This window comes from Ruegeria sp. CF1 (assembly GCF_056537445.1).
In genome coordinates this window covers 1-19,011 of sequence record NZ_JBQFRN010000002.1, presented here as the reverse complement: position 1 = coordinate 19,011, position 19,011 = coordinate 1, and the positions used below count along the sequence as shown (strand labels likewise).

The 19,011-nt window shown below is 57.7% G+C and carries 15 protein-coding genes and 1 tRNA gene; 5 read left to right on the top strand and 11 right to left on the bottom strand.

The features are described from left to right. Window positions 1–13 precede the first annotated feature (13 nt). From ACRZ96_RS05255 to speB, 3 genes are all read left to right on the top strand, one after another. A complete protein-coding gene (locus tag ACRZ96_RS05255; protein ID WP_480771888.1) occupies window positions 14–1,225 on the top strand; it encodes a saccharopine dehydrogenase family protein in 1,212 nt (403 codons plus the stop codon). Between the two features lie 88 nt (window positions 1,226–1,313). Next, window positions 1,314–2,483 carry a carboxynorspermidine decarboxylase gene (gene nspC / locus ACRZ96_RS05250; protein ID WP_480771887.1) on the top strand — a complete coding sequence of 390 codons (1,170 nt, stop codon included), beginning with the start codon at window positions 1,314–1,316 and terminating at the stop codon, window positions 2,481–2,483. Then, window positions 2,480–3,322 (top strand): agmatinase, encoded by an 843-nt coding sequence (speB, locus tag ACRZ96_RS05245; protein ID WP_480814296.1) that lies wholly within the window; start codon window positions 2,480–2,482, stop codon window positions 3,320–3,322. Before nspC ends, speB begins: the two co-directional genes overlap by 4 nt. On the opposite strand, the gene ACRZ96_RS05240 is transcribed toward speB, so the two are convergent. Continuing rightward, on the bottom strand, window positions 3,319–3,909 hold the full coding sequence (locus ACRZ96_RS05240) for an HD domain-containing protein (protein ID WP_480771886.1): 591 nt from the start codon (window positions 3,907–3,909) through the stop codon (window positions 3,319–3,321). The two genes, speB and ACRZ96_RS05240, sit on opposite strands and share 4 nt — an antisense overlap. Window positions 3,910–4,011: 102 nt before the next feature. Between ACRZ96_RS05240 and ACRZ96_RS05235 the strand changes: the two genes are divergently transcribed. Further along, complete coding sequence (locus tag ACRZ96_RS05235; protein WP_480814295.1) at window positions 4,012–4,845, top strand: LysR family transcriptional regulator; 834 nt, start codon at window positions 4,012–4,014, stop codon at window positions 4,843–4,845. A 2-nt stretch (window positions 4,846–4,847) separates the two neighbouring features. On the opposite strand, the gene lptF is transcribed toward ACRZ96_RS05235, so the two are convergent. The 8 genes from lptF to ACRZ96_RS05195 form a co-directional block, all read right to left on the bottom strand. After that, window positions 4,848–5,987, bottom strand: coding sequence for an LPS export ABC transporter permease LptF (gene lptF / locus ACRZ96_RS05230; protein ID WP_170392575.1), 1,140 nt, complete (start codon window positions 5,985–5,987; stop codon window positions 4,848–4,850). 72 nt (window positions 5,988–6,059) lie between these two features. After that, window positions 6,060–7,475, bottom strand: a complete 1,416-nt coding sequence (gene qhpG, locus ACRZ96_RS05225; protein WP_480814294.1) for a flavin-dependent monooxygenase QhpG — start codon at window positions 7,473–7,475, stop codon at window positions 6,060–6,062. A gap of 4 nt (window positions 7,476–7,479) precedes the next feature. Further along, window positions 7,480–8,790, bottom strand: coding sequence for a radical SAM protein (locus tag ACRZ96_RS05220; protein ID WP_480814293.1), 1,311 nt, complete (start codon window positions 8,788–8,790; stop codon window positions 7,480–7,482). Then, the gene (locus ACRZ96_RS05215) at window positions 8,787–10,547 is read right to left on the bottom strand and encodes a ferritin-like domain-containing protein (protein WP_480771881.1); all 1,761 of its coding nucleotides are present in this window, start codon (window positions 10,545–10,547) and stop codon (window positions 8,787–8,789) included. Before ACRZ96_RS05215 ends, ACRZ96_RS05220 begins: the two co-directional genes overlap by 4 nt. Beyond that, the gene (locus ACRZ96_RS05210; protein ID WP_480706958.1) at window positions 10,540–12,213 is read right to left on the bottom strand and encodes a hypothetical protein; all 1,674 of its coding nucleotides are present in this window, start codon (window positions 12,211–12,213) and stop codon (window positions 10,540–10,542) included. The genes ACRZ96_RS05215 and ACRZ96_RS05210 overlap by 8 nt, the downstream gene beginning before the upstream one ends. Window positions 12,214–12,252: 39 nt before the next feature. Beyond that, complete coding sequence (locus ACRZ96_RS05205; protein WP_170512877.1) at window positions 12,253–13,818, bottom strand: FAD-binding oxidoreductase; 1,566 nt, start codon at window positions 13,816–13,818, stop codon at window positions 12,253–12,255. 120 nt (window positions 13,819–13,938) lie between these two features. Then, window positions 13,939–17,244: an adenylate/guanylate cyclase domain-containing protein gene (locus tag ACRZ96_RS05200; protein ID WP_480771878.1), complete on the bottom strand. Its 3,306-nt coding sequence runs from the start codon at window positions 17,242–17,244 to the stop codon at window positions 13,939–13,941. Window positions 17,245–17,472: 228 nt separating this feature from the next. Next, window positions 17,473–17,548, bottom strand: a tRNA-Trp gene (locus ACRZ96_RS05195). Window positions 17,549–17,690: 142 nt separating this feature from the next. On the opposite strand from ACRZ96_RS05195, the gene ACRZ96_RS05190 reads away from it, so the two are divergent. Then, entirely contained in the window at window positions 17,691–18,395 is a 705-nt protein-coding gene (locus tag ACRZ96_RS05190) for a DUF374 domain-containing protein (protein ID WP_170392582.1), read from the top strand. A gap of 34 nt (window positions 18,396–18,429) precedes the next feature. Here the strand turns inward: ACRZ96_RS05190 and ACRZ96_RS05185 are convergent, their stop codons facing one another. After that, complete coding sequence (locus ACRZ96_RS05185) at window positions 18,430–18,651, bottom strand: hypothetical protein (RefSeq protein WP_170420395.1); 222 nt, start codon at window positions 18,649–18,651, stop codon at window positions 18,430–18,432. A gap of 270 nt (window positions 18,652–18,921) precedes the next feature. Further along, window positions 18,922–19,011, bottom strand: a 90-nt coding sequence (locus ACRZ96_RS05180) for an EF-Tu C-terminal domain-related protein (RefSeq protein WP_211330766.1), incomplete at its 5' end; no start/stop codon positions are given.

The window sequence follows — 19,011 nt, the reverse complement described above, 5'->3', positions numbered from 1 at the left end:
AGGAGACTATCCCATGGGCAAAACACTGGTTGTCGGCGCGGGCGGCGTGTCCCACGCAGCCGTGCACAAAATGGCGATGAATTCGGACATCTTTACCGAGATCACGCTGGCCAGCCGAACCAAGTCAAAATGCGATGCCATCGCCAAAGCCGTGAAAGAACGTGTTGGTGTAGACATCACGACTGCCGAGTTGGACGCCTACAAGGTTGAAGATACAGTCAAACTGATCAAAGAAACGGGTGCAGAAATCCTCGTAAACCTGGCCCTGCCGTATCAGGATCTGGTTTTAATGGACGCGTGTCTTGAGGCCGGCATCCACTATCTCGACACCGCGAACTATGAGCCCGAGGACGAGGCCAAGTTCGAATACCACTGGCAATGGGCCTATCAAGAACGGTTCAAAGAGGCTGGTTTGACTGCCATCCTCGGCTCGGGCTTCGATCCGGGTGTGACCAGCGTCTTCGCCAAATGGCTGAAGAAGCACAAGTTGGATACGATCCGTCAGATCGATGTGCTGGACGCGAATGGCGGCAGCAACGATCAAGAATTCGCCACCAACTTCAACCCGGAAATCAACCTGCGCGAAGTGCTGGCCGAGGTGCGCCATTGGGAAAACGGCGCATGGCAGCACAGCCCGGCGATGACCCACAAGGTCGAGTTCGACTTCCCCGCCATCGGCCCCAAGAACATGTACCTGATGTATCACGAGGAACTGGAGTCGCTCAGCACCCATTTCCCCGAGATTGAGCGCGCCCGCTTCTGGATGACCTTCGGTGACGCCTATATCACTCACGCCAAAGTGCTGGAAAATGTCGGCATGACCCGCATCGACCCGGTGATGCATGACGGCAAGGAGATCATCCCGATGCAGTTCCTGAAAACCCTGCTGCCCGATCCCGGCGATCTGGGCGCGGAGACCAAGGGCAAAGCCTGCATCGGTGACATCGCCACAGGTCAGGCCAAGGACGGCTCGGGCGAAAAGACCTATTATATCTACAACATCTGCGATCACGAGGAATGCTATGCCGAGGTCGGCAGCCAAGCAGTCAGCTATACCACCGGCGTCCCCGCCATGATCGGTGCAGCGCAGGTGCTGAAAGGCAATTGGACCCAGCCGGGCGTGTGGAACATGGAACAGCTCGACCCGGACGACTTCATGGACATGCTGAACACCCACGGCCTGCCGTGGCAGGTCCACGAACTCGACGGCCCCGTCGATTTCTGATCCGCATCAGCTTCATCTGGCTATAAATATCTCGGGGGGTCCGGGGGGCAGCGCCCCCCGGCCTCTCCACAATCCGGAGACACCCGAATTGTCCGACATGATGACCACCCAAGCCGGAGATGCCGGTGCTTTCCGCAATTTCGACTTCAACCGCGTGCCCACCCCTTGCTTCGTGGTCGATGAGAAAGCCGTAGAGTGCAACCTGACCATCCTCTCCGAGATCGGCACCTGTTCCGGCGCACATGTCCTGAGCGCGCTTAAGGCGTTTTCCATGTTCTCGCTGGCCCCACTGGTGCGCCGACACCTCGGCGGCACTTGCGCGTCCGGCATCTATGAGGCGCGGCTGGGGCGCGAGGAATATGGCGGCGAGGTCGCCACTTTCTGCGCCGGATATAAAGACGCGGACATGGACGAAATCCTGTCGCTATCGGACCACATCATCTTCAACTCACCCGCGCAAAAGGACCGCTTTCTGGCAAAAGCCCAAGCCGCCGGCGTACAGGTCGGTCTGCGCATCAATCCGGAACATTCCGAAGGCGAAATCCCCAAATACGACCCTTGCGCGCCCTGCTCGCGTCTGGGCACGCCGGTCAGCCAATTGACCGCCGAGACTATGAGTGGCGTGGACGGGCTGCACATGCACACGCTCTGCGAACAGGGGTTCGAGCCGTTGCAGCGGACTTGGGACGCGGTTGAGCCAAAACTCAAACCGTACCTTGGCCAACTCAAATGGCTGAACTTCGGCGGCGGGCATCATATCACCCGTGATGACTATGACCGCGACGGGCTGGTCGCCTTCATCAAATCCATCCGTGAGACACACGGTATCGACGTCTATCTGGAACCCGGTGAGGCTGTGGCCCTGGATGCGGGCATTCTGGTTGGCGAAATCCTCGACTTGCCGACCAACGGTATGACCCTTGCGATCACCGATATCTCGGCCACCTGCCATATGCCGGACGTCATCGAAGCCCCCTATCGCCCCGCCCTCATGAATGAGGCCGAGGCAGGCCATACCTATCGCCTGGGCGGCCCGTCCTGTCTGGCGGGCGACGTGATCGGTGACTACACATGGGACAAACCACTGGAAATCGGCCAGCGCTTTGCCTTCCTCGATCAGGCGCATTACTCGATGGTCAAAACCAACACCTTCAACGGAGTTCCGCTGCCGACTATAGCGCTGTGGAACAGCGAAACGGACGAACTGAAAATCATCAAACAGTTCGGCTATGACGACTTTAAAGGCCGCCTCTCATGAGTATTTTCCTCGACAGTGAACTGTCCGCATCCGAGCGCACTGAGGACGCGCGGTTCCGTGTGATCCCGGTGCCGCTGGAACGCACTGTATCTTACGGGGCGGGCACCGCCAAAGGCCCGGACGCAATTATCGAAGCCAGTAATGAACTGGAACGCATCACTGGCCACGCCGAGCCCTGCGTCGAGGGGATCTTGACCGAAGAACCCGTCGACTGCGATGCAGCGTTGTCAGAGATAATGGAACGCCTAGCCCAACGCACGGAAGCGGCCGTTCGCGCCGGCAAAATCCCGGTGACGCTAGGTGGAGAGCATTCACTTAGCTACGGCGCAGTGTTGGGTGTTGCCCGCGCTCTAAACCAACCGATTGGTATCTTGCAGATCGACGCCCATGCTGATCTGCGCAACGCCTATCAGGGCGAGAAACATTCTCACGCCTCAGTCATGCATCTTCTTGCCGAAGAAGGTATCCGTCTGGCGCAATTCGGCGTTCGCGCCTTTTCGACCGAAGAAGCCCAAAGCCGCCTGAAAAATCACGTGTTTCATGTAGACGCCGAAGAACTGGTTACCGGCAACATCCACTCGGTTGATCTGCCCAAGGATTTTCCCGAACTGGTGTACGTCAGTTTTGACGTTGACGGGCTGGACCCGGCAATCATGCCCGCCACTGGAACACCCGTCCCCGGCGGGCTGGGATATTATCAAGCCCTGCGCCTGGTGGAACACGCCCTGAAGGGCAGAAAATGTGTGGGTTTCGACGTCGTCGAACTTGCCCCGAACGGCAATGCCGCCTGGGATTTTACCGCCGCCCAGATCGTCTATCGCCTGATGGCCGCCTGTTAACCCTCGGCGGTCTCATTCAGTTCCATGTGCCCTTCGCCTTTGTTCAGAACGCGGCGCAGCATGGGTTCGAAGAACTCCAGCGGTTTGGTCGGATAATCCGGGTCGAACGCCTTCTGATCGTATTCATGGCAGAAATATCGGCAGTCTTCCCAGTGAGGGCTATCGCGATACCTGTCGCGGGCGTTTCTGTCGCCGCCAAGATGGTGGTTGTAGTAATATCCCTGAAACACGCAGTGGTGCTTGAGGATCCAGTGGGTTTTCTCGCTGACATACGGCTTCATCATCGCCGCTGACAGTTCTCCGTGGTTATAGGGCGACAGGATATCGCCGGTGTCATGGATCAAGGCCGCCACAATCAACTCTTCATCCGCACCGTCCTCATAAGCACGTGTCGCAGCCTGCAGGCTGTGCTGATATCGGTTCACCGGATAAGGTGTCCACTCTTCGTCCAGTGAACGGATAGCATCGAGAATACGATCCGGTAACTCCGCGTTATAAGCCTCTTCATAGTCCATGACCGCATCCCAATCGGCCTTGGTTGCCTCTTCAAAACTGGTCCAGGTGGGTTTGTGGCTCTTGTCCAGCATGGTGCGAATCCTTTGGCTGCATTCATCCAATCACCTTAAGGCGGCAGTTGCAGGCAAAAAAATGAATTGATTTTATCAATACGATCAAAAAATACTTTCGGTATGCAAACCAAATCTCTGGAAACTTTTTTGTGCGTTGCCGAAACCGGCGGGTTTCACTCAGCGGCCCGTAAATTGAACATCACACAAACCGCGGTCAGCGCCCGGATCAGGGCCCTGGAAGACGCAACAGGCAAACCGCTGTTCTCGCGCGGGGCCGGCGGAACGGTATTGACCGAGTACGGTCGCCAATTCAAACCCTATGCTGAACAGATGCTGTCGCTGTGGTCGTTCGCCGCCAACGACCTGCCTGAACAGATTCAAAATCGGTTGGCACTGCGTCTGGGTGCCCAGTTGAGCGTGTGGGATCCGTTACTGGTGGACCTTGCTGTTCGCTTTGAACAACGGTTTGGACAATTGCTTTTAACCCTGAATTACGACCATGATTTGGATATGGTCGACGCCGTTGCGACCCACGTACTTGACGCCGCGCTGACCCATGAAAAACCTACGGACCGGCGCGTGGTATTCCACGAACTTGCGCCCGAACGGCTGTCTTTGGTTCAAAGCAAGAAGGATGCGAACACCGACGCTGAACGGGTATTTGTCAACATAGAACTGGGCGAGACCTACCGGGATCATGTCCGTTCCACAGCGCGTCTCGCGACAGGGCAAACTATCTTTCTGGGTAATTGCTTGATGGCTTTACGCTATCTCCTACAGCGTGGCGGGTATGGGTATTTCCCGGACTATGTCATCACTCAGCATCTGAACTCGGGCGAGCTGTTGCGCGAGAAAGATGCGCGCGACTTAATGCTACCGCTGTATTTGGTGGTCCGTTCGGACAGTCAAGAAGTTGAAAACATCCTGCAGTGCCTGGAGGAACTTCGCCGCTGACTTCAGACCGGTGACGGCTTTGGTGCTCCGTTTCGAACCCTTTTTCGCAGCAAGGGTCGCCCCGCGGCCAGTAAAAACAGAACCGACACAAGCACGCCCATAACGGCGGGTAGATACAGCAAGCCCCAAAGTCTGGGATCATTGATGACGAACGGGGATACGAATCCCCGAACCCCCTCAAGCAGGACCAGAATGGTAAAGGCACCCAGGATCTGAGGCCAAAGCCCAAAGCGCGAAAAGCTACCCAGCATCAGGGTCGAATATCCGACCAATGCGACCGCAATACATATCGCAATCCACGAGAACCTCTGGTGCAGCTCATCCACCAGATGGCCGATGCTGTGATCATCTTTCACTGAGACCGCTTCGCGATCCCAGATCAACTCGACCGTCGGGATGGCTTCAAGGCTGCGATGGCCCATACTCGAATTCTGGGTCAGTTCGGAAATGTCGTAAGAGGCGTCTTCGAACAACGTGGATGACAGCGTGTTACCAGCCTGATCATACCGCAGCGCAATCCCATCCAGCATAACCAGATGAATGCCCGAAGCCTGATTGACCAGATAGGCCGTAGCACTGGAATAACTGACAGGGTTAATCCCATCGCGACGGTCCGAGACGAAGACTTCGCGCAGCGTTCCGTCCAAATCGATATCGCCGATATAGACGGTTACACCTTCTGCTGGATGCAAGAATTCGCCCTCATTCAACAGCTGTGCGGTGACATCTCCGGCAACTTCATCCTGTCTTAATTCCAGTTGATCAACCGATGCAGGTCGCAAAAAGACGCTGATGACAGCCATCATCAGTCCCGCACTGAGCCCGAACACCAAGACCGCACGCGCCAGTCGCCACGGGCTGGAGCCTGTTGCCAGCATCACCGTCATCTCGCTTTCGCGGCTCAAACGGTTGGTGGCGTAAACAGCGGCCGCAAACACAGCCATGGGCATGACCGTCCGGATCAGCGTCGGCAAGGTCAACGCCGTGAACTCCAGGAATACCATCGCCGATTGGCCGCCGCTGATGACCCGATCAAAAAGGCTGACTGAACGCGTGATCCAGAACACCCCGACAAGCACAAGGGTGAAAAAGCCAAACAGCACCAGCAATTGCCGCAGGAAATACCCATCAAAACGCGACATGCGACCTCTTGTTTCTTGGCGGTTGGCGTTGCGGCGGACTTTAGGTGATTCAACGCGCCGAGGAAACCTCGATTAAGCCTGATCAGCGGCGGGGATCACGATGCGATGATACCAAAGCCAGCGCAGAATGCGCGACGCCGTGTGTGTGGCCAAAACCTCTGACCAGCTCTTGATGATGTTCAAAGTGGTTGTCGGGGCGCCCAGCCGCTCTAACAACGGTCCCAGCATTGCGCCCTCCAGATTGGCAACTGGCCTTGGAAGATTCGGGTGCCCTATGACAAGGCCGGGTTCGATATGCGAAGCGGTTTGCACGCCGGAAGCGATGAGCTTGGCCTGAGGTGACAGGATCAGGGGCTGATCATCACGCAACGCCTCCGTGTTTGGATCGAACGCTGGAGACTCTACCCAATCCAACGGCTTTGCGCGCTCAGCCCAGAAGTGCGAAGGATCGACAGCATGCTGCCGTGCATAGAAATCGGCTGCAAGCGCTGCATGGGTCTGCACACGCTCGAATTGCCGATCCGCATAAAAAGACAAGGCCAGATCGCTATGTTCGGGGGTTGTCAGAAGCGTGTTCACCACAGCTGCGGCCTGCACCGCCTGCCCCATCGCCAATTGCACCCCCTGCGACGACAACGCGTCGACCGCGAAGCTGGCCTCTCCGACCCGCAGAAGGTCGCGCGTTGGTGGTGTTGTCTCGGCCTGGCTGGTCGCATCCGCCCGCCGCACAGGCCCGATACGGCGCTGTTCCAGACAGGGTGCCAGTAATGTCGAACGGGCCAGAAGATTCAGATAGAGATCGCGTCGATCTGCGGGTTGCAGCCCGATGCAGGCGTCGGGATCGACAAAAACCATTGCGTTGACCACTCCTCCCGGTAACAACGCGCCCCAATACCAATGCCCTTGTCCCGCCTCGACCCGGGCTTGCGGGCCAAAGCCCGGCGGCACGTGCCAATAAGCATAAAGCGCCAACAAAGGTTGGGATGCAGGGCGAAACCTGCGGCCCAGCCCGGCTTGCCGTCCCGCTGCGTCCAGCAGGATTTGTGCCTGGATCCGAAAGGCGCCCGTGTCGGTCCGAACGGGAATCTCCCAACCAGACTGCTGGCGCAAGGGGCGGTATGCGCGCGCGGGTTGGACGACCTGCGCCCCTGCCGCTTGTGCTGCACGTAACAGCACTGCATCAAACTGGCCCCGGTCAACCAATAGTCCGGGGTGATCACCGTCGACGCCGCGACGTTCGAACGCTCCAGCCCAATGCAAAAGCGATCCGCTTGCACGCAGAAAACCGGCTTGGGTAACGGTTTCGTCGACCCCCAACAGGTTCAGGATCGGCCAGATTGATGGCGGCAATGACTCGCCGACATGTTGGCGCGGGAACGTTTGCCGCTCGATCAGGCAGACGCGCCGACCTAGCTGAGCCAACCTCAGCGCAGCAGCGCTACCTGCCGGGCCGCCTCCGATCACGCAGATTTCGGTCTCAATCTCCATCCGTTCAGGCAGAGGCCACCCGTGCGGACACGCCAAAATAATCCGGACGTGCTTCGGACAAGCGGACATAGGCCTGAAGGCAATAGTGCAACCAACCTCGAATGTAGTCGCAAGCGGGGCGTCCGCGATGGATGACTTCGTGATGACACCCGCCGCCGCATAGATACCGCGCCCAGCAGGTGCCGCACGGGGATTGCGTGTGCACGTGCCGATCCGCCAACCAGTTCTCGCGCCGTAGGTCGGGGCCATCATAGACGTTGCCCATGGCTCCGGCTTCGTCTTCAACAAAGCGATGGCAGGCGAACAGGCCGCCATCAGCAGACACGCCAAAATACCCGCCCCCTGCCCCGCAGGCATAGGGCCGGTGGGTGCCTCGGTGGATCTCCTGCATCGCCGCTGCCATGTTCGAGAAAGGGTAGCGCCGCCCTTCGATTACCGCCGCCTCGAAAACTTCGCCGCAACGGATCATCTGCGATAGCATCTCGTCCAAATCACTCCGGTTCAGTTCATGCTGACCGTTGGGCGAGGCCAGCATGGGCGAGAATCCAATCGAATGAAATCCCATTCCCACAAACCGATCCAGCGTCTCTGGCAGGTTCATATTCTTCGGCGTAACCGTTACCCGGGCACCAACCTGCATACGGTGTTGAGCTGCCAGCAAAGGCTCGACCCGCTTCAGGATCGTATCAAAACTACCCCGACCGCCACGATTTGGGCGCAGCTTGTCATGGACCTCGCCCACGCCATCCAGACTGATGGTGACAGCAAATCCATGCGCTTCGAAAAACGCCGCATCCTCGGGGCGTAGCAGGGTCCCGTTGGTTGTGATCGAGAACCCGACGCTCAACCCGTTGGCCTGCGCCTGATCGACGGCATATTCCGTAGTGCGTTGCACCAGATCGCGGTTGATCAGAGGTTCTCCACCCAAATAGGCAAGGTTGATCCGCACACCGGGTTCGGCTTCGGCCACCAGCCGATCAACCGAAGCCTTGGCGACTTCCCATTCCATATTCCGCGCGGGTCCGCCAAATTCTCCCCCTGCAGCATAGCAATAAGTGCAAGCCAGATTGCATTTCTGCGCCACTGCCAGTGACAGCGACCTCACGGGCATACTCTGAGGCGGCGTGTCATCGATGAAAGGTGTTCCATCCAATCCCATGGACCTGAGGAAAGCGCTCTGACTTCTCTTGTCCATCGTTGCGAATTGGTCCGCCGTCCCCTCAGGCACATCAAACACGCGCGATCCATCAACGGCCAGCATGTGATCTCCATGCCCTGTGTCATAGAAATGCACCTGCGCGGCGGGTGGGATCACGCCTTACCCTCCGTCCAGAACGGGATGCCAATCCCCTTGGCGGCCAGCGCTTCGCCCTCGACGCGGAACAGCTTCATGTCATCGCGCACCTGCTGGATGTAGGCCTGGGAGTCTTCAAATTTGCCATCCGCTTCAAGCGCATAGGCGTTGGCTAACCCATCCTTGACCTTAGCGTAGAGTTCCAGCGCCGTCCTGGCCTCCTCTTCAGTGCCAACTTCAATCTGACGCAAATAGGCAGGCGTGCCTTCTCCCGTATCGTATTTGGCCAAAACGTCCTTCATTTGACTGAAGCGCAGGAAGTGCTCGTCCCCGTCGGTGTCGATCCGTACCGCCAGCGCATAAAGGCGGCGTTCCGGGAACAAATCCTCCTGCTCCAAAGTCGCCACACATTGTGCATAAGCGCGGTCAATAAAGCCTCCGGGGCGCTCGATCTCGATGAAATCCGCAAGCGCTTCGGCCGTTAGTGGCCTCAGTGCGCGCGGCTGCGTCTTACCCTTGCCCGCCGGCAAGGTTTCAGACGGGGTCAAGATGGGTTCATACCCCTCGGGCTCAAGCTCCCAAAGCAACTGGTTCGCCCAGCGCATATGGGTCATCTCGCCAATCGCGACCTCCAGCACCGAACGCCGGGCAAATATCAGATCGTCTTTCAGCGTCGGCCATTTTCGGGTATCCGCCGTTTCGGGATCCGCCAACGAAAAATAGGCATAGAGATATTGCAGGCTCAGTGTCATCTCCATCGCGGCCAGACGCGTCTTGAGGTCCTCGATCATCGCCTGCGGCGTGTCATAGGGCTCCACGCCTGGCATTTCGGGATCAACTTCATAAACCTCGCCCGTTTCGCGGCCTTCAACGACGATAGGCAATTCGCTCCACATCTGATTTACCTGATAATGGTCAATCTGGTAGGGGCGGTTTTGTTCGACCGTATTCAGCGCCGCGACGTTACCGGACGGAGACTTGTCCGAGCGCAGCCAATCCAGATAGGTCTCGGCCTCGATCGGGTTCTTTGACTGACCCGAGGGTAACTGATCGTCATGTGCAACCTCGGCCATCACCACATCGGGATGGTTCGAGGGCCAGTAGTGGCAGCCGCAGTCGCGGAAGTCATGGGACCACGGGTTGCACAGGCTTTGCGTCAATTCTCCGGGATCATAGGCTTCGCTGAAGACCCCCGCCTCGGTCCGGTACTGGCGGCGGAATCCGTGCAGGACGACCTGCTCGGTATCCACGATGCCCTCATGATTGCGCCGTTCCAGAGCAATGCTGACCGGTTTGTCATCACCATGTTCCAGACTGCGGATGAACCGCCAAATCATCAGCCCGTCATAGGGTGTGCCGTCTTTCTCCTGAAAGGTGATCCGCTTGCCGCTTTGTTCGACCCAGGACAGGAACCAGCGACCTTGGCTGAGCTTTGCGCCAATGTCACCACTGTAGGCCTCCAACAGCGTCTGCACCCACTCCTCGGGGCTGTTGTCAGGCAGCATCGGGTCGTAGAAATAGTCCACAAAAACCAGATGGAAGCCCTGCGAATTCTTCGGCGCCACGGGCACGGGGTTCAGCGGCACCCGCGCGGCGTTGAACACCAGACCGGGGAAAAAGCGGCGGTCGAGGTTGCGCACATCCATTTCCAGACCGGGAAAGCAATTCCCCACCGATCCGTCCAGTCGCGTGTTGTCGGGGTTGCCCGGTACCTTATAGGCCGCGCGGGCGGTCAGGTTGCGGGGTTTAACGCGAATTTGGCCGGGCTGATCAGACATTCTGAGCCTCCGTTTCCTGTGCAACCAGATAGTCGATGAACGAGATCACCAGATGGTACTGCCTGCGCGACAGCGACAGTGGGTAATAGTTGGAATCGCGCATATAGGGCGGCATCCGCGCGTCGTGCATCGAGTCGCGGATAATCCGAGGATCGCGAAAATCCGGGTTCGGATTTTGATCAGGGTTCGGGTCGGTTTCAAGCTCGGTCAGGATACCATATGGTGGACGCAGCAGTGTTTTAACGAAATCCGGGCGACGGCGTAGGAAATCCAGCAGGTTGGCCTCGTCAATCAACTGCTCATGCACGAACTTCGTCGCCACTGTATAGGGCAGCCGATCATTCGGCACGGAGTTCGAAAAGACCGAGATCGGTTGCGGGCGGATCAGTTCGTCGATCTTGTCCGGCGGCCTTGCATCCTCCTCCGTCATGGATTTCGCATCGGTTGACGGCAGGCCCGGCGTCGGGGAAATCCCGGTTTTCGCCTGTAATTTGGCATTGTCCTTCAAACCTTGCGCGCGGATATCGTCGAGGTTGATCAGGCTGTTGGTCTCGAAGGCGCGGCGGAAGATATCGACCACCTCGTCTTTGGCCTGGATGTAGTTTTCTTCAGTTACCGAGATTAGCGATAGATCACGATCGGCCAGATCATCCTCAAGGCTGTAGAACGGCCGCGCATCAGGTGCAAAATCGGGTGGTCCGGTCATGATCGTGGCGCGCGCGGTCAGGCGTTCGCCACGTACTGCCAGCGTCGCCTCGATCACGCCATCGCTGGTGTCATCGGCCACTCCCCAGGATTGGTCATTGCCCACACGGGCACCGTCGTAACTATCGTGCGGCTCAGGGTCGTCCGAGGTGCCGGACATCATGATCCATTTCGACCAAGGGGTGTCGGGGTTCAGGATGCGGTTCTGTTCGGGCACGATTTCGTGGATGCGACCATATTCCGATTTCGGCGGGTCGTTCTGATAGCCCGGTACGGCCAGCGTCGCCGGACCGTATGCAGCATCAGGCGGGCCATAAACCTCACCTTTCGGAGGCATAAAGCGCAGGCGCAGGATGCTGCGGTCGATGAACTCCCCTTCGACCGGTTCATCATGACCCTGCACAGGATGCATCACACGGATTGAGCCTAGCGGGATCGGGTTATGCTCATAGACCATCGGCTGTTGTTCGGACGTATACGGGCTGAAGGCCAGCAGGGGTTTCGGGGTGAAATCCTGTCCCGCAATCTCGACCCGTGCACGAAACCCGCAAGCCGCGTCGCCAGTCCGGCGCTCGGCCTTGGTGTTCCCGACGGTGACCGAATAGCGCACGTTTTGCAGCGACAGGCCCTGATCGTCGAGCAGATCGAGCGTCACCGGTGTCTCATATTCCTCGCCCGTCTCGGCATCATGCATCCGCGCCCACAGCTCAAAGAACGGGGCAACCGGACGCAGCGCGCCGCCTTCGTCGCGAAAGCGGATCGTGTCGGGATCGGGAAGATAGGCGGTGACACTGCCATCTTCGATCTCGCGCAGGGTTATGTTCGAGCGGATGACCGTTTTGTTGTTGCCATGGGCATCCATGTCCTGCTGCCACTCATAGCTTTCCAGCGGTGTCTCGCCCGGTCCCAGGCGAGCAACCGCCATGGGTGGCAGAAAGAAAATCTCTTGGATCGTGTCCATACTGGGCCCTCCCCCGTTTGGCCTTGGCAGCCCCCGCTTTCAGGGGTTCGAATAGCTCTCGTATGTGATCGTTGGGTCGTCGAAGATCGACTTGGACGTATCTCGGATGATGTCTGGCGGAGCGTCATCCGGCACCGGCGAAATGCTCTGCTGATAATGGAAGAAATTATGCGGGTCGAATTTCTGCTTCACGAACAGCAAAGAGTTGAAATACTCGCCCCAGTATTGCCAGCGATAGTTCTTCTGGGTCCGCCGTGGATAGTTCTGATAGACGCGGTCAATGAAATAGCCCTCTTCGGTCATCAGCTCCATGAATCCGTCGAGCCACGGCACAACGATCTCTTTTTCTTCTTCCGACACCCAGAACACATCGACGTAGAAGTTCAGCGACACATCACGGTGAATGAAGGCATTGCCTTGTTTGCCCAACGGCATCCGATTGATCGCCCCCCCATAGGGTTCGATGGCCACAGCGCCATAAGCGTTGGGCGTGCTGTCGAGGTAGTCTACGACGCGCTGCCATTCGGCTTCGTTGAGCTGGCGTTCAATATATCCGGCCTGCTTATCTTCACGCGCCTGATCGGGGACGACGGGGATGTCATATTTGTCGTCATACAGCCATGAGTTGATTTCTTGATAGGTGCCATAGTTCTGGTCGTCCTCACCCATCTCGCCGCCGATTTCATCGCTCAGCAGGGGCTGAACAAACGCGTTCCCCTCTTCGGACGTGCCATCATAGAGCGCCGACACCAGCAGTACCTTTCGATCTCCCTGATAGGCCAGAAAGATATAAGCCCCGAAACGGTCATCTTCGCAGGTGCGCATGTAGTTGGCCTGCAGGTACTCCAGTGCCTTGGCGGCTTTGTCCAACGGCCATGTGATGTGGCAACCCCAGACTTCATACAGCTGGTGCAGCTGGTAGCGGATTTCCAGCAACACACCAAAGTTGTTGCCGGTCCCACCTCGTATGGCCCAGAAGAGGTCGGAGTTCGTGTCTTTGTCCGCGATCACGATACTGCCGTCCCACAGCATCACGGTGACACCCAGAACGCTGTCGCAAGCCATCCCAAGCCGGCGTGAGGTAAAGCCATAGCCGCCGCCCATCATGAAACCCGCCACGCAGACATCCTGACAGGCCCCGCCCGGCACGTGCAGGTGATAAGAGTTCAACTCCGAATTCAGCATCTTGAACGGTGTGCCCGGACCGACATAGGCCATCGGCACCTTTGGATCGACGGTCACGTAACGCATTCGGCTGGTATCCAGCACCATCTGGTTATTGACCGAATACCCCGCCGTGCTGTGACGCCCTGACCGCGCAACAACCCACAGATCATGCTCGCGCGCGAAAGCAAGGCTGGCGCGTACATCCTGAATGGTCTCGCAATAGACGATGATCTCTGGGTAGTCCTGGAAAGCCGGATTCCAAACCTGCCGGTCATTGTTGTAATCCGCGTCGGTTGGCAAAGTGACCGTTCCGATCAGTTTCTTCTCAAATTCACGTATCTCATCGGGCGTGATCGAATGGTACTGCTGCAGCGCCAGATCGGTACGGCTTTGCGCCAATACATCCTTGGCCAGAAGTGTTTTGCTGATCTTACGCATTAGGTCTCCTCATACCACAAGAGCGGGGCGCCGGACTGGTGACCCAGCGCTTAAAAGTCGAAATTCAGGTATCATACCAACTCTGCCCGCGCCCAAGCTGGCAGTAAGTTGGCCTTCGGGTCAAGTAATCGTTTCCATCAACGCTCGTGCGTCTTTGAGGTCCGGCAGTTGGGCATCTTGATGGAAATGCGACATGACCGAATTCAACGCCTCACCAACCGGTTCGCCTCGGTGTTGCCGCCACTCCGCCAACGCGACCGCCGCACGAAGCTCGTAAAGCCGCGCGCCTTGCCTTTGCGCTGTTTCGATAGCACGCAACAGCAGTGGTTCAGGATCGCCCCCGGTCTTGGCTACAAGGGCGGCCTCAATACGCAGTTGATCGGCCTCGGCCCATTTCTCTTCGGTTTTGCTCAGAACATCTCTGGCGTGCGTCAGAGTCTGATGCGCAGCGTCGTGATGGCCGGCGTTTGTCTGAATCTCGGCAATCAGCGAAGGGAAGAAAGTCTTGTAATTTCCGGCCCCAACCGACCACCAGTCTTCCGACGCCTGACGCAGGTCCTCGATATGTTCGACTTCAGAGGTCGTGGTCGCCTTTGCCCAGCTTTCCCATAGCCGCGCAATTGTCGCCATAAAGGGTAGCGAATGCTCCTCGGCGACTTCGGACAGCGCCTTAACATCCCTTTGCAATGCAGGGATGTCGCGCGCCAGCAGGTGAACCTTGCACATGTAAACCAAGATCTGCGCCACACTATGCGCGTGCTTGAGGTTCTTGGACCATTCCAGCGCTGTATTCTGCACCTGCAGGGCATCTTGATGCCGACCCATCAGGCAATAACATGTGCCCAGAAATGCTGATGTAATCGCGGCATGATCCGTTCCATAGACATAGGCTAGCTGGCTGTGCTGATCAAAATCATAAAGCGCCCAAGCTTGCTCAAGATGGCGCTTTGCATCTGACAGGTTGCCCAGATGCAATTGCACCGCCCCCATGGCGCGATGACCGACCATGCGGTGTTCGGTCTTGCCGCTTGTCGCCGCCAGATCGAGGATCTGCGCAGCCACGCCTTTCGCCAATCGATATTCGGCACGCACAAGATGGAATGCATATAGCCCGTTGAGCACAGGAAACAGCCGCTCGGTCTCGTCAGCTCGGTGACATAGTTCGCGCAGACGCCCATAGGCCTCACCCGTCGCATCCCCCGAAATACCGCTTGTTGAGCGCAGGACACCGGCACGCAGGATCTGGATGTCGATCTCTTGCAAATCCCGTGCACGGCTCTTTGGCAGATCGGCAAGCTGATCCAGAGCTTTCGACAGATGGGTCAACGCCTCAGCCTGGGCCGAGCGTTCGATCGCTCGACGCCCCGCGCTTTGCCAGTGCATCACGGCCTCATCCGCGCGTTGGGCCAACGTGTAGTGCTGTGCCAGAACCTCGGGCTGAGTCTGGGCCAGTTGCGGCTGGTTCTCTAGCAACGCACCCGCCGCGCGGTCATGCAGCGACTGCCGTTCCGTGCGCAGCAGGCTGTCATAAGCCATGTCGCGAATCAATGCGTGGCGGAAGATGAACTCATCCTCTGCCGCATCCGGGGCTTGAAGAATGATCCCGGCCGATGAGAGCTGTTCCAGTCCGGCCTGCAGAACCGTCGGAGACAGAAACGAAACAGAGGCCAGCAACGCGATCGAGAACTGCCGCCCGAACACGGCGCCGGTTTGCGCCACTTCTTTGGCCTTGCCCAAACGGTCTAGACGCTCCATCAGCGAATCCTGCAACGTGCTGGGAACTGAAAGCGATGGCAGGGGGCCGCGCACGACATACCCCTTGTCGCTCAAGCGCAATTGCCCCGATTCCAAAAGACCGCGGGTCACTTCCTGGACATAAAGCGGAATGCCATCCGTCTTGGCCGCAATAAGGTCGCAAACCTCGGGTGGTACAGGGTGCCCCCCCGCCACCTCAGCTACGATCTCAGCCACATCCCGATTGGTCAAACGCTTGAGAGGTATACGCAGGGTATTGTTGTGGTGACCCCAACCCGGATCGAAACCGGTACGTGCTGTTACGACGATCAGCACCGGTAGGTCCCGAATATGTTCGATCACCCGATCTGTAAGAGACAAAGTGGTCGGATCAACCCAATGCGCATCTTCGAACAACAGCAACACCGGTCGTTCTCGCGCTAACGTTGCAAGCTGTTCTGTCACTGCCTCCAACGTCTTCTCAAGCTTCACTTGCGGCGGCAGGTCGAGAGGCCCCAGCGTAGCATCAGCATCAACGCTCAACAAATCGGCGATCAGGCGCACATGCTCAGGCGGGTGATGGCGCAAGAGGTATGAGAGTTTTCCCAGTTTATCCTCATCGTTGTCTGTCGGCGCAAATCCTGCGGCGCGTTCCAGATGCTGAATGATCGGATAAAGTGCCGAGTTGGCATGAAAGGGCGAACACTGGAAGTTCAGGCGAAGCGCACCTTGATCCAGCACTTCTTGGCTAAGCCCCTCAATCAGGCGTGATTTGCCGATCCCTGCCTCGCCAGTGACAAGAACCGATTGTCCAGCGCCCTGACTTGCCTCATTCCATTTGTCGGTCAGCTTGCGGAACTCTGCCTGGCGCCCAATGAGCCGACCAGAACCGGCATCAGGCATTATGTCAAATCTGCGCTCGATCCGCGCCTGCCCTGTGACGCTCCAGGCTTGTATCGGTTCCGAAAACCCTTTCAGTGCGAAAGACCCGCGATCCTGCAGTTCAAATGCATTGCCCACCAATCTGCGAGTGGACGGGCTGATGATCAGTGTATTGGGCTCGGCCAAACTCTGCAAACGTGCTGCCAGATTGGGTGTACGCCCCATGACCACGTCATGTTCCTTCAACCCTTCGCCATGGATCTCGCCCACAACGACAAGACCGGTCGAAACACCGATCCGCGCAGTCAGACGCTCCTGGCCTTCCATGCGATTCAATCCTTCAAGAATATCCAGACCCGCATGAACGGCGCGCGAGGCCGCATCTTCCACCGCGTGAGGATACCCGAAATAGATCATCGCCCCGTCACCCATGAAATCGGCGATATGTCCACCAAAGCGAGCAACCGAGGTCGAGCAAATTTCCTTGAACCGCCGAAGCAGCTCCCCCAAGTCTTCGGGATCAAGCCGCTCGGACATGGCAGTCGAGCCAACCAGATCAACAAACATAACTGTCAGTTGCCTCCGCTCGGCGACAATCTTCCCGCTGCCTTGCACCGGGGTCGGATTGGCATCCCGCGCCTGCCCCAATGCGGCCATCAATCGGCGCCTTGGTCCAAGTGGCAGCCCAAGGTCGATCAAATCATGTTCGGAGAGATGTGCGAGATCGGCCAATGTAACTTCGTTCGACGCGAATACCGGCGCATATTTCGACAGCCCGTGTTCTTCAAGGAATGCGTCGATCTCTGTCATTATCCCCGTTGTCCCCGATCGTCTCCGGGTTCCCCTACCCGGTCAGGCTTGCATATTGTGACACAAAAGCCGAACGACTTTAGCACATTAGCTGGACAGTCCTGATGGCTTTTCCTTCAGCCTTGATCAAGCTTTTTCTTTATTGCCGCACACGTCAAGTGAATTGCGCCACACGTATGCACCAAGCCCGCGCCTCTGTTGCAGGAATTTCGCTTGTCCGGTGGGAAATGGCAGGGGCAGCAGGGTTCGAACCCGCGACCTACGGTTTTGGAGACCGTCGCTCTACCAACTGAGCTATACCCCTAGGCTGGGCCATCAGATATGACAGAGGCGCAGCGGACTCAAGAGGCTTTTTGAGTTTTCCGAACACTTTACCGCTGACAAAAAAGTTGCGCCCGGCGCGCAGTTCTTTAAGACAAGGCTCGGCCAGCAGGAGGACCGCAGCCTTGAGCATCCGCAAGAAAATCGCAGACAGCGAAGCCGTGCTGAACTGGGTCGCGCGACGGATCGCAAGCTATATCCGGTTGGTGCATCGCAACACACGCTGGCAGCGCATCGGTTACGAAGAGCTGGATCAACTGGCCGAACAGGGCGAACCGGTCATCGTGGTGCTGTGGCACCAGAGACTGGCACAATCGCCATATTTCTTCCCTCTGGACAAGGGCCGCATCTGCTCGATCACTTCGGCAGCGCGCGCGGGTAGCATGGTGGGGCGAGTGCAGAAGCTGTTCGGGATGGATACAATTGCAATGTCCAGCCGCAAGCGCCACGTCGCTTTGTCGCGCGAAGTGCTGGGAAAGATGAAACAGGGTATCTCGATTGGCATTGCCGCCGACGGCCCTCGCGGACCCGAGCGGGTATCCTCGACCGTACCGCTGGTCTGGGCTCGCACATCAGGTAAACGAGTTTTCGGCATCACCTATTCCGCGCGGCACGGGCGCGAAGCCGGAACTTGGGATCGTCTGCTGATGCCTCGCCCCTGGCGCAACGACGGCGTATTTCTGTGCCGCGAATGGACCGATCCAGTTCCACGCAAGGCCAGCGAAGAGCAGATTGAGGCCCTTCGTCTGAGCCTTGAGCAGCATATGAACGACATCACCGCCGAGGCCGACCGGATGGTCGGGCGTGAGCCATGGGCAAAGAGCATTTGAACCCAAAACCCGGCGTGAAACGACTATTGCGCCGTTAGGCCGCGTCTGCGCTGGTTTTGACCGAGGTCGCTCCTCTCGCCATGCTGTCCGACATTTCAGCAAGCTTGATATCAAATCGCTTGCGCTCTCGGCAAAAGTCGCTGATTTTGCACTCAACTTCCTGTTCGTCGTCACCGAGAACAGCGGCTCTCATATCGTCCAAATCCTTGCTGTGAAGGATTTGCGTTCCATAGTTTAGAAATTCAAAACCAAACATCTTAGTCTCCCCTGATCGCCGGGACGCGCTTGATTTGCGCGTCACCTTTGCTGTTGCAATAGAGAGCTGGGAGTTCAGTCTTCGTTTGGAGTGGACGGTAGATTAAGAATGCGAGATCGACAGCTGTTTTGTTCAATGAACTCAGCTTGCCCGAGATTATTCGACGAATAATCTCAATGCGCCGAGAAGAATGGATGAGAAAAGGCCGCCCCAGTTGGAGCGGCCTTCTTTAGTTCACCGATTTGTCGGGCCAAAGCCCGACTACTGTGATTACTCGATGATTTTCGAGACGACGCCGGCGCCGACGGTGCGGCCGCCTTCGCGGATCGCAAAGCGCAGGCCGTCTTCCATCGCGATGGG

Coding starts and splice junctions, on each gene's coding strand:
- ACRZ96_RS05255 (WP_480771888.1), top strand. CDS start 14: ATGGGCAAAACACTGGTTGTCGGCGCGGGCGGCGTGTCCCACGCAGCC.
- speB (WP_480814296.1), top strand. CDS start 2,480: ATGAGTATTTTCCTCGACAGTGAACTGTCCGCATCCGAGCGCACTGAG.
- ACRZ96_RS05240 (WP_480771886.1), bottom strand. CDS start 3,909: ATGCTGGACAAGAGCCACAAACCCACCTGGACCAGTTTTGAAGAGGCA.
- ACRZ96_RS05235 (WP_480814295.1), top strand. CDS start 4,012: ATGCAAACCAAATCTCTGGAAACTTTTTTGTGCGTTGCCGAAACCGGC.
- lptF (WP_170392575.1), bottom strand. CDS start 5,987: ATGTCGCGTTTTGATGGGTATTTCCTGCGGCAATTGCTGGTGCTGTTT.
- qhpG (WP_480814294.1), bottom strand. CDS start 7,475: ATGGAGATTGAGACCGAAATCTGCGTGATCGGAGGCGGCCCGGCAGGT.
- ACRZ96_RS05215 (WP_480771881.1), bottom strand. CDS start 10,547: ATGTCTGATCAGCCCGGCCAAATTCGCGTTAAACCCCGCAACCTGACC.
- ACRZ96_RS05210 (WP_480706958.1), bottom strand. CDS start 12,213: ATGGACACGATCCAAGAGATTTTCTTTCTGCCACCCATGGCGGTTGCT.
- ACRZ96_RS05205 (WP_170512877.1), bottom strand. CDS start 13,818: ATGCGTAAGATCAGCAAAACACTTCTGGCCAAGGATGTATTGGCGCAA.
- ACRZ96_RS05200 (WP_480771878.1), bottom strand. CDS start 17,244: ATGACAGAGATCGACGCATTCCTTGAAGAACACGGGCTGTCGAAATAT.
- ACRZ96_RS05185 (WP_170420395.1), bottom strand. CDS start 18,651: ATGTTTGGTTTTGAATTTCTAAACTATGGAACGCAAATCCTTCACAGC.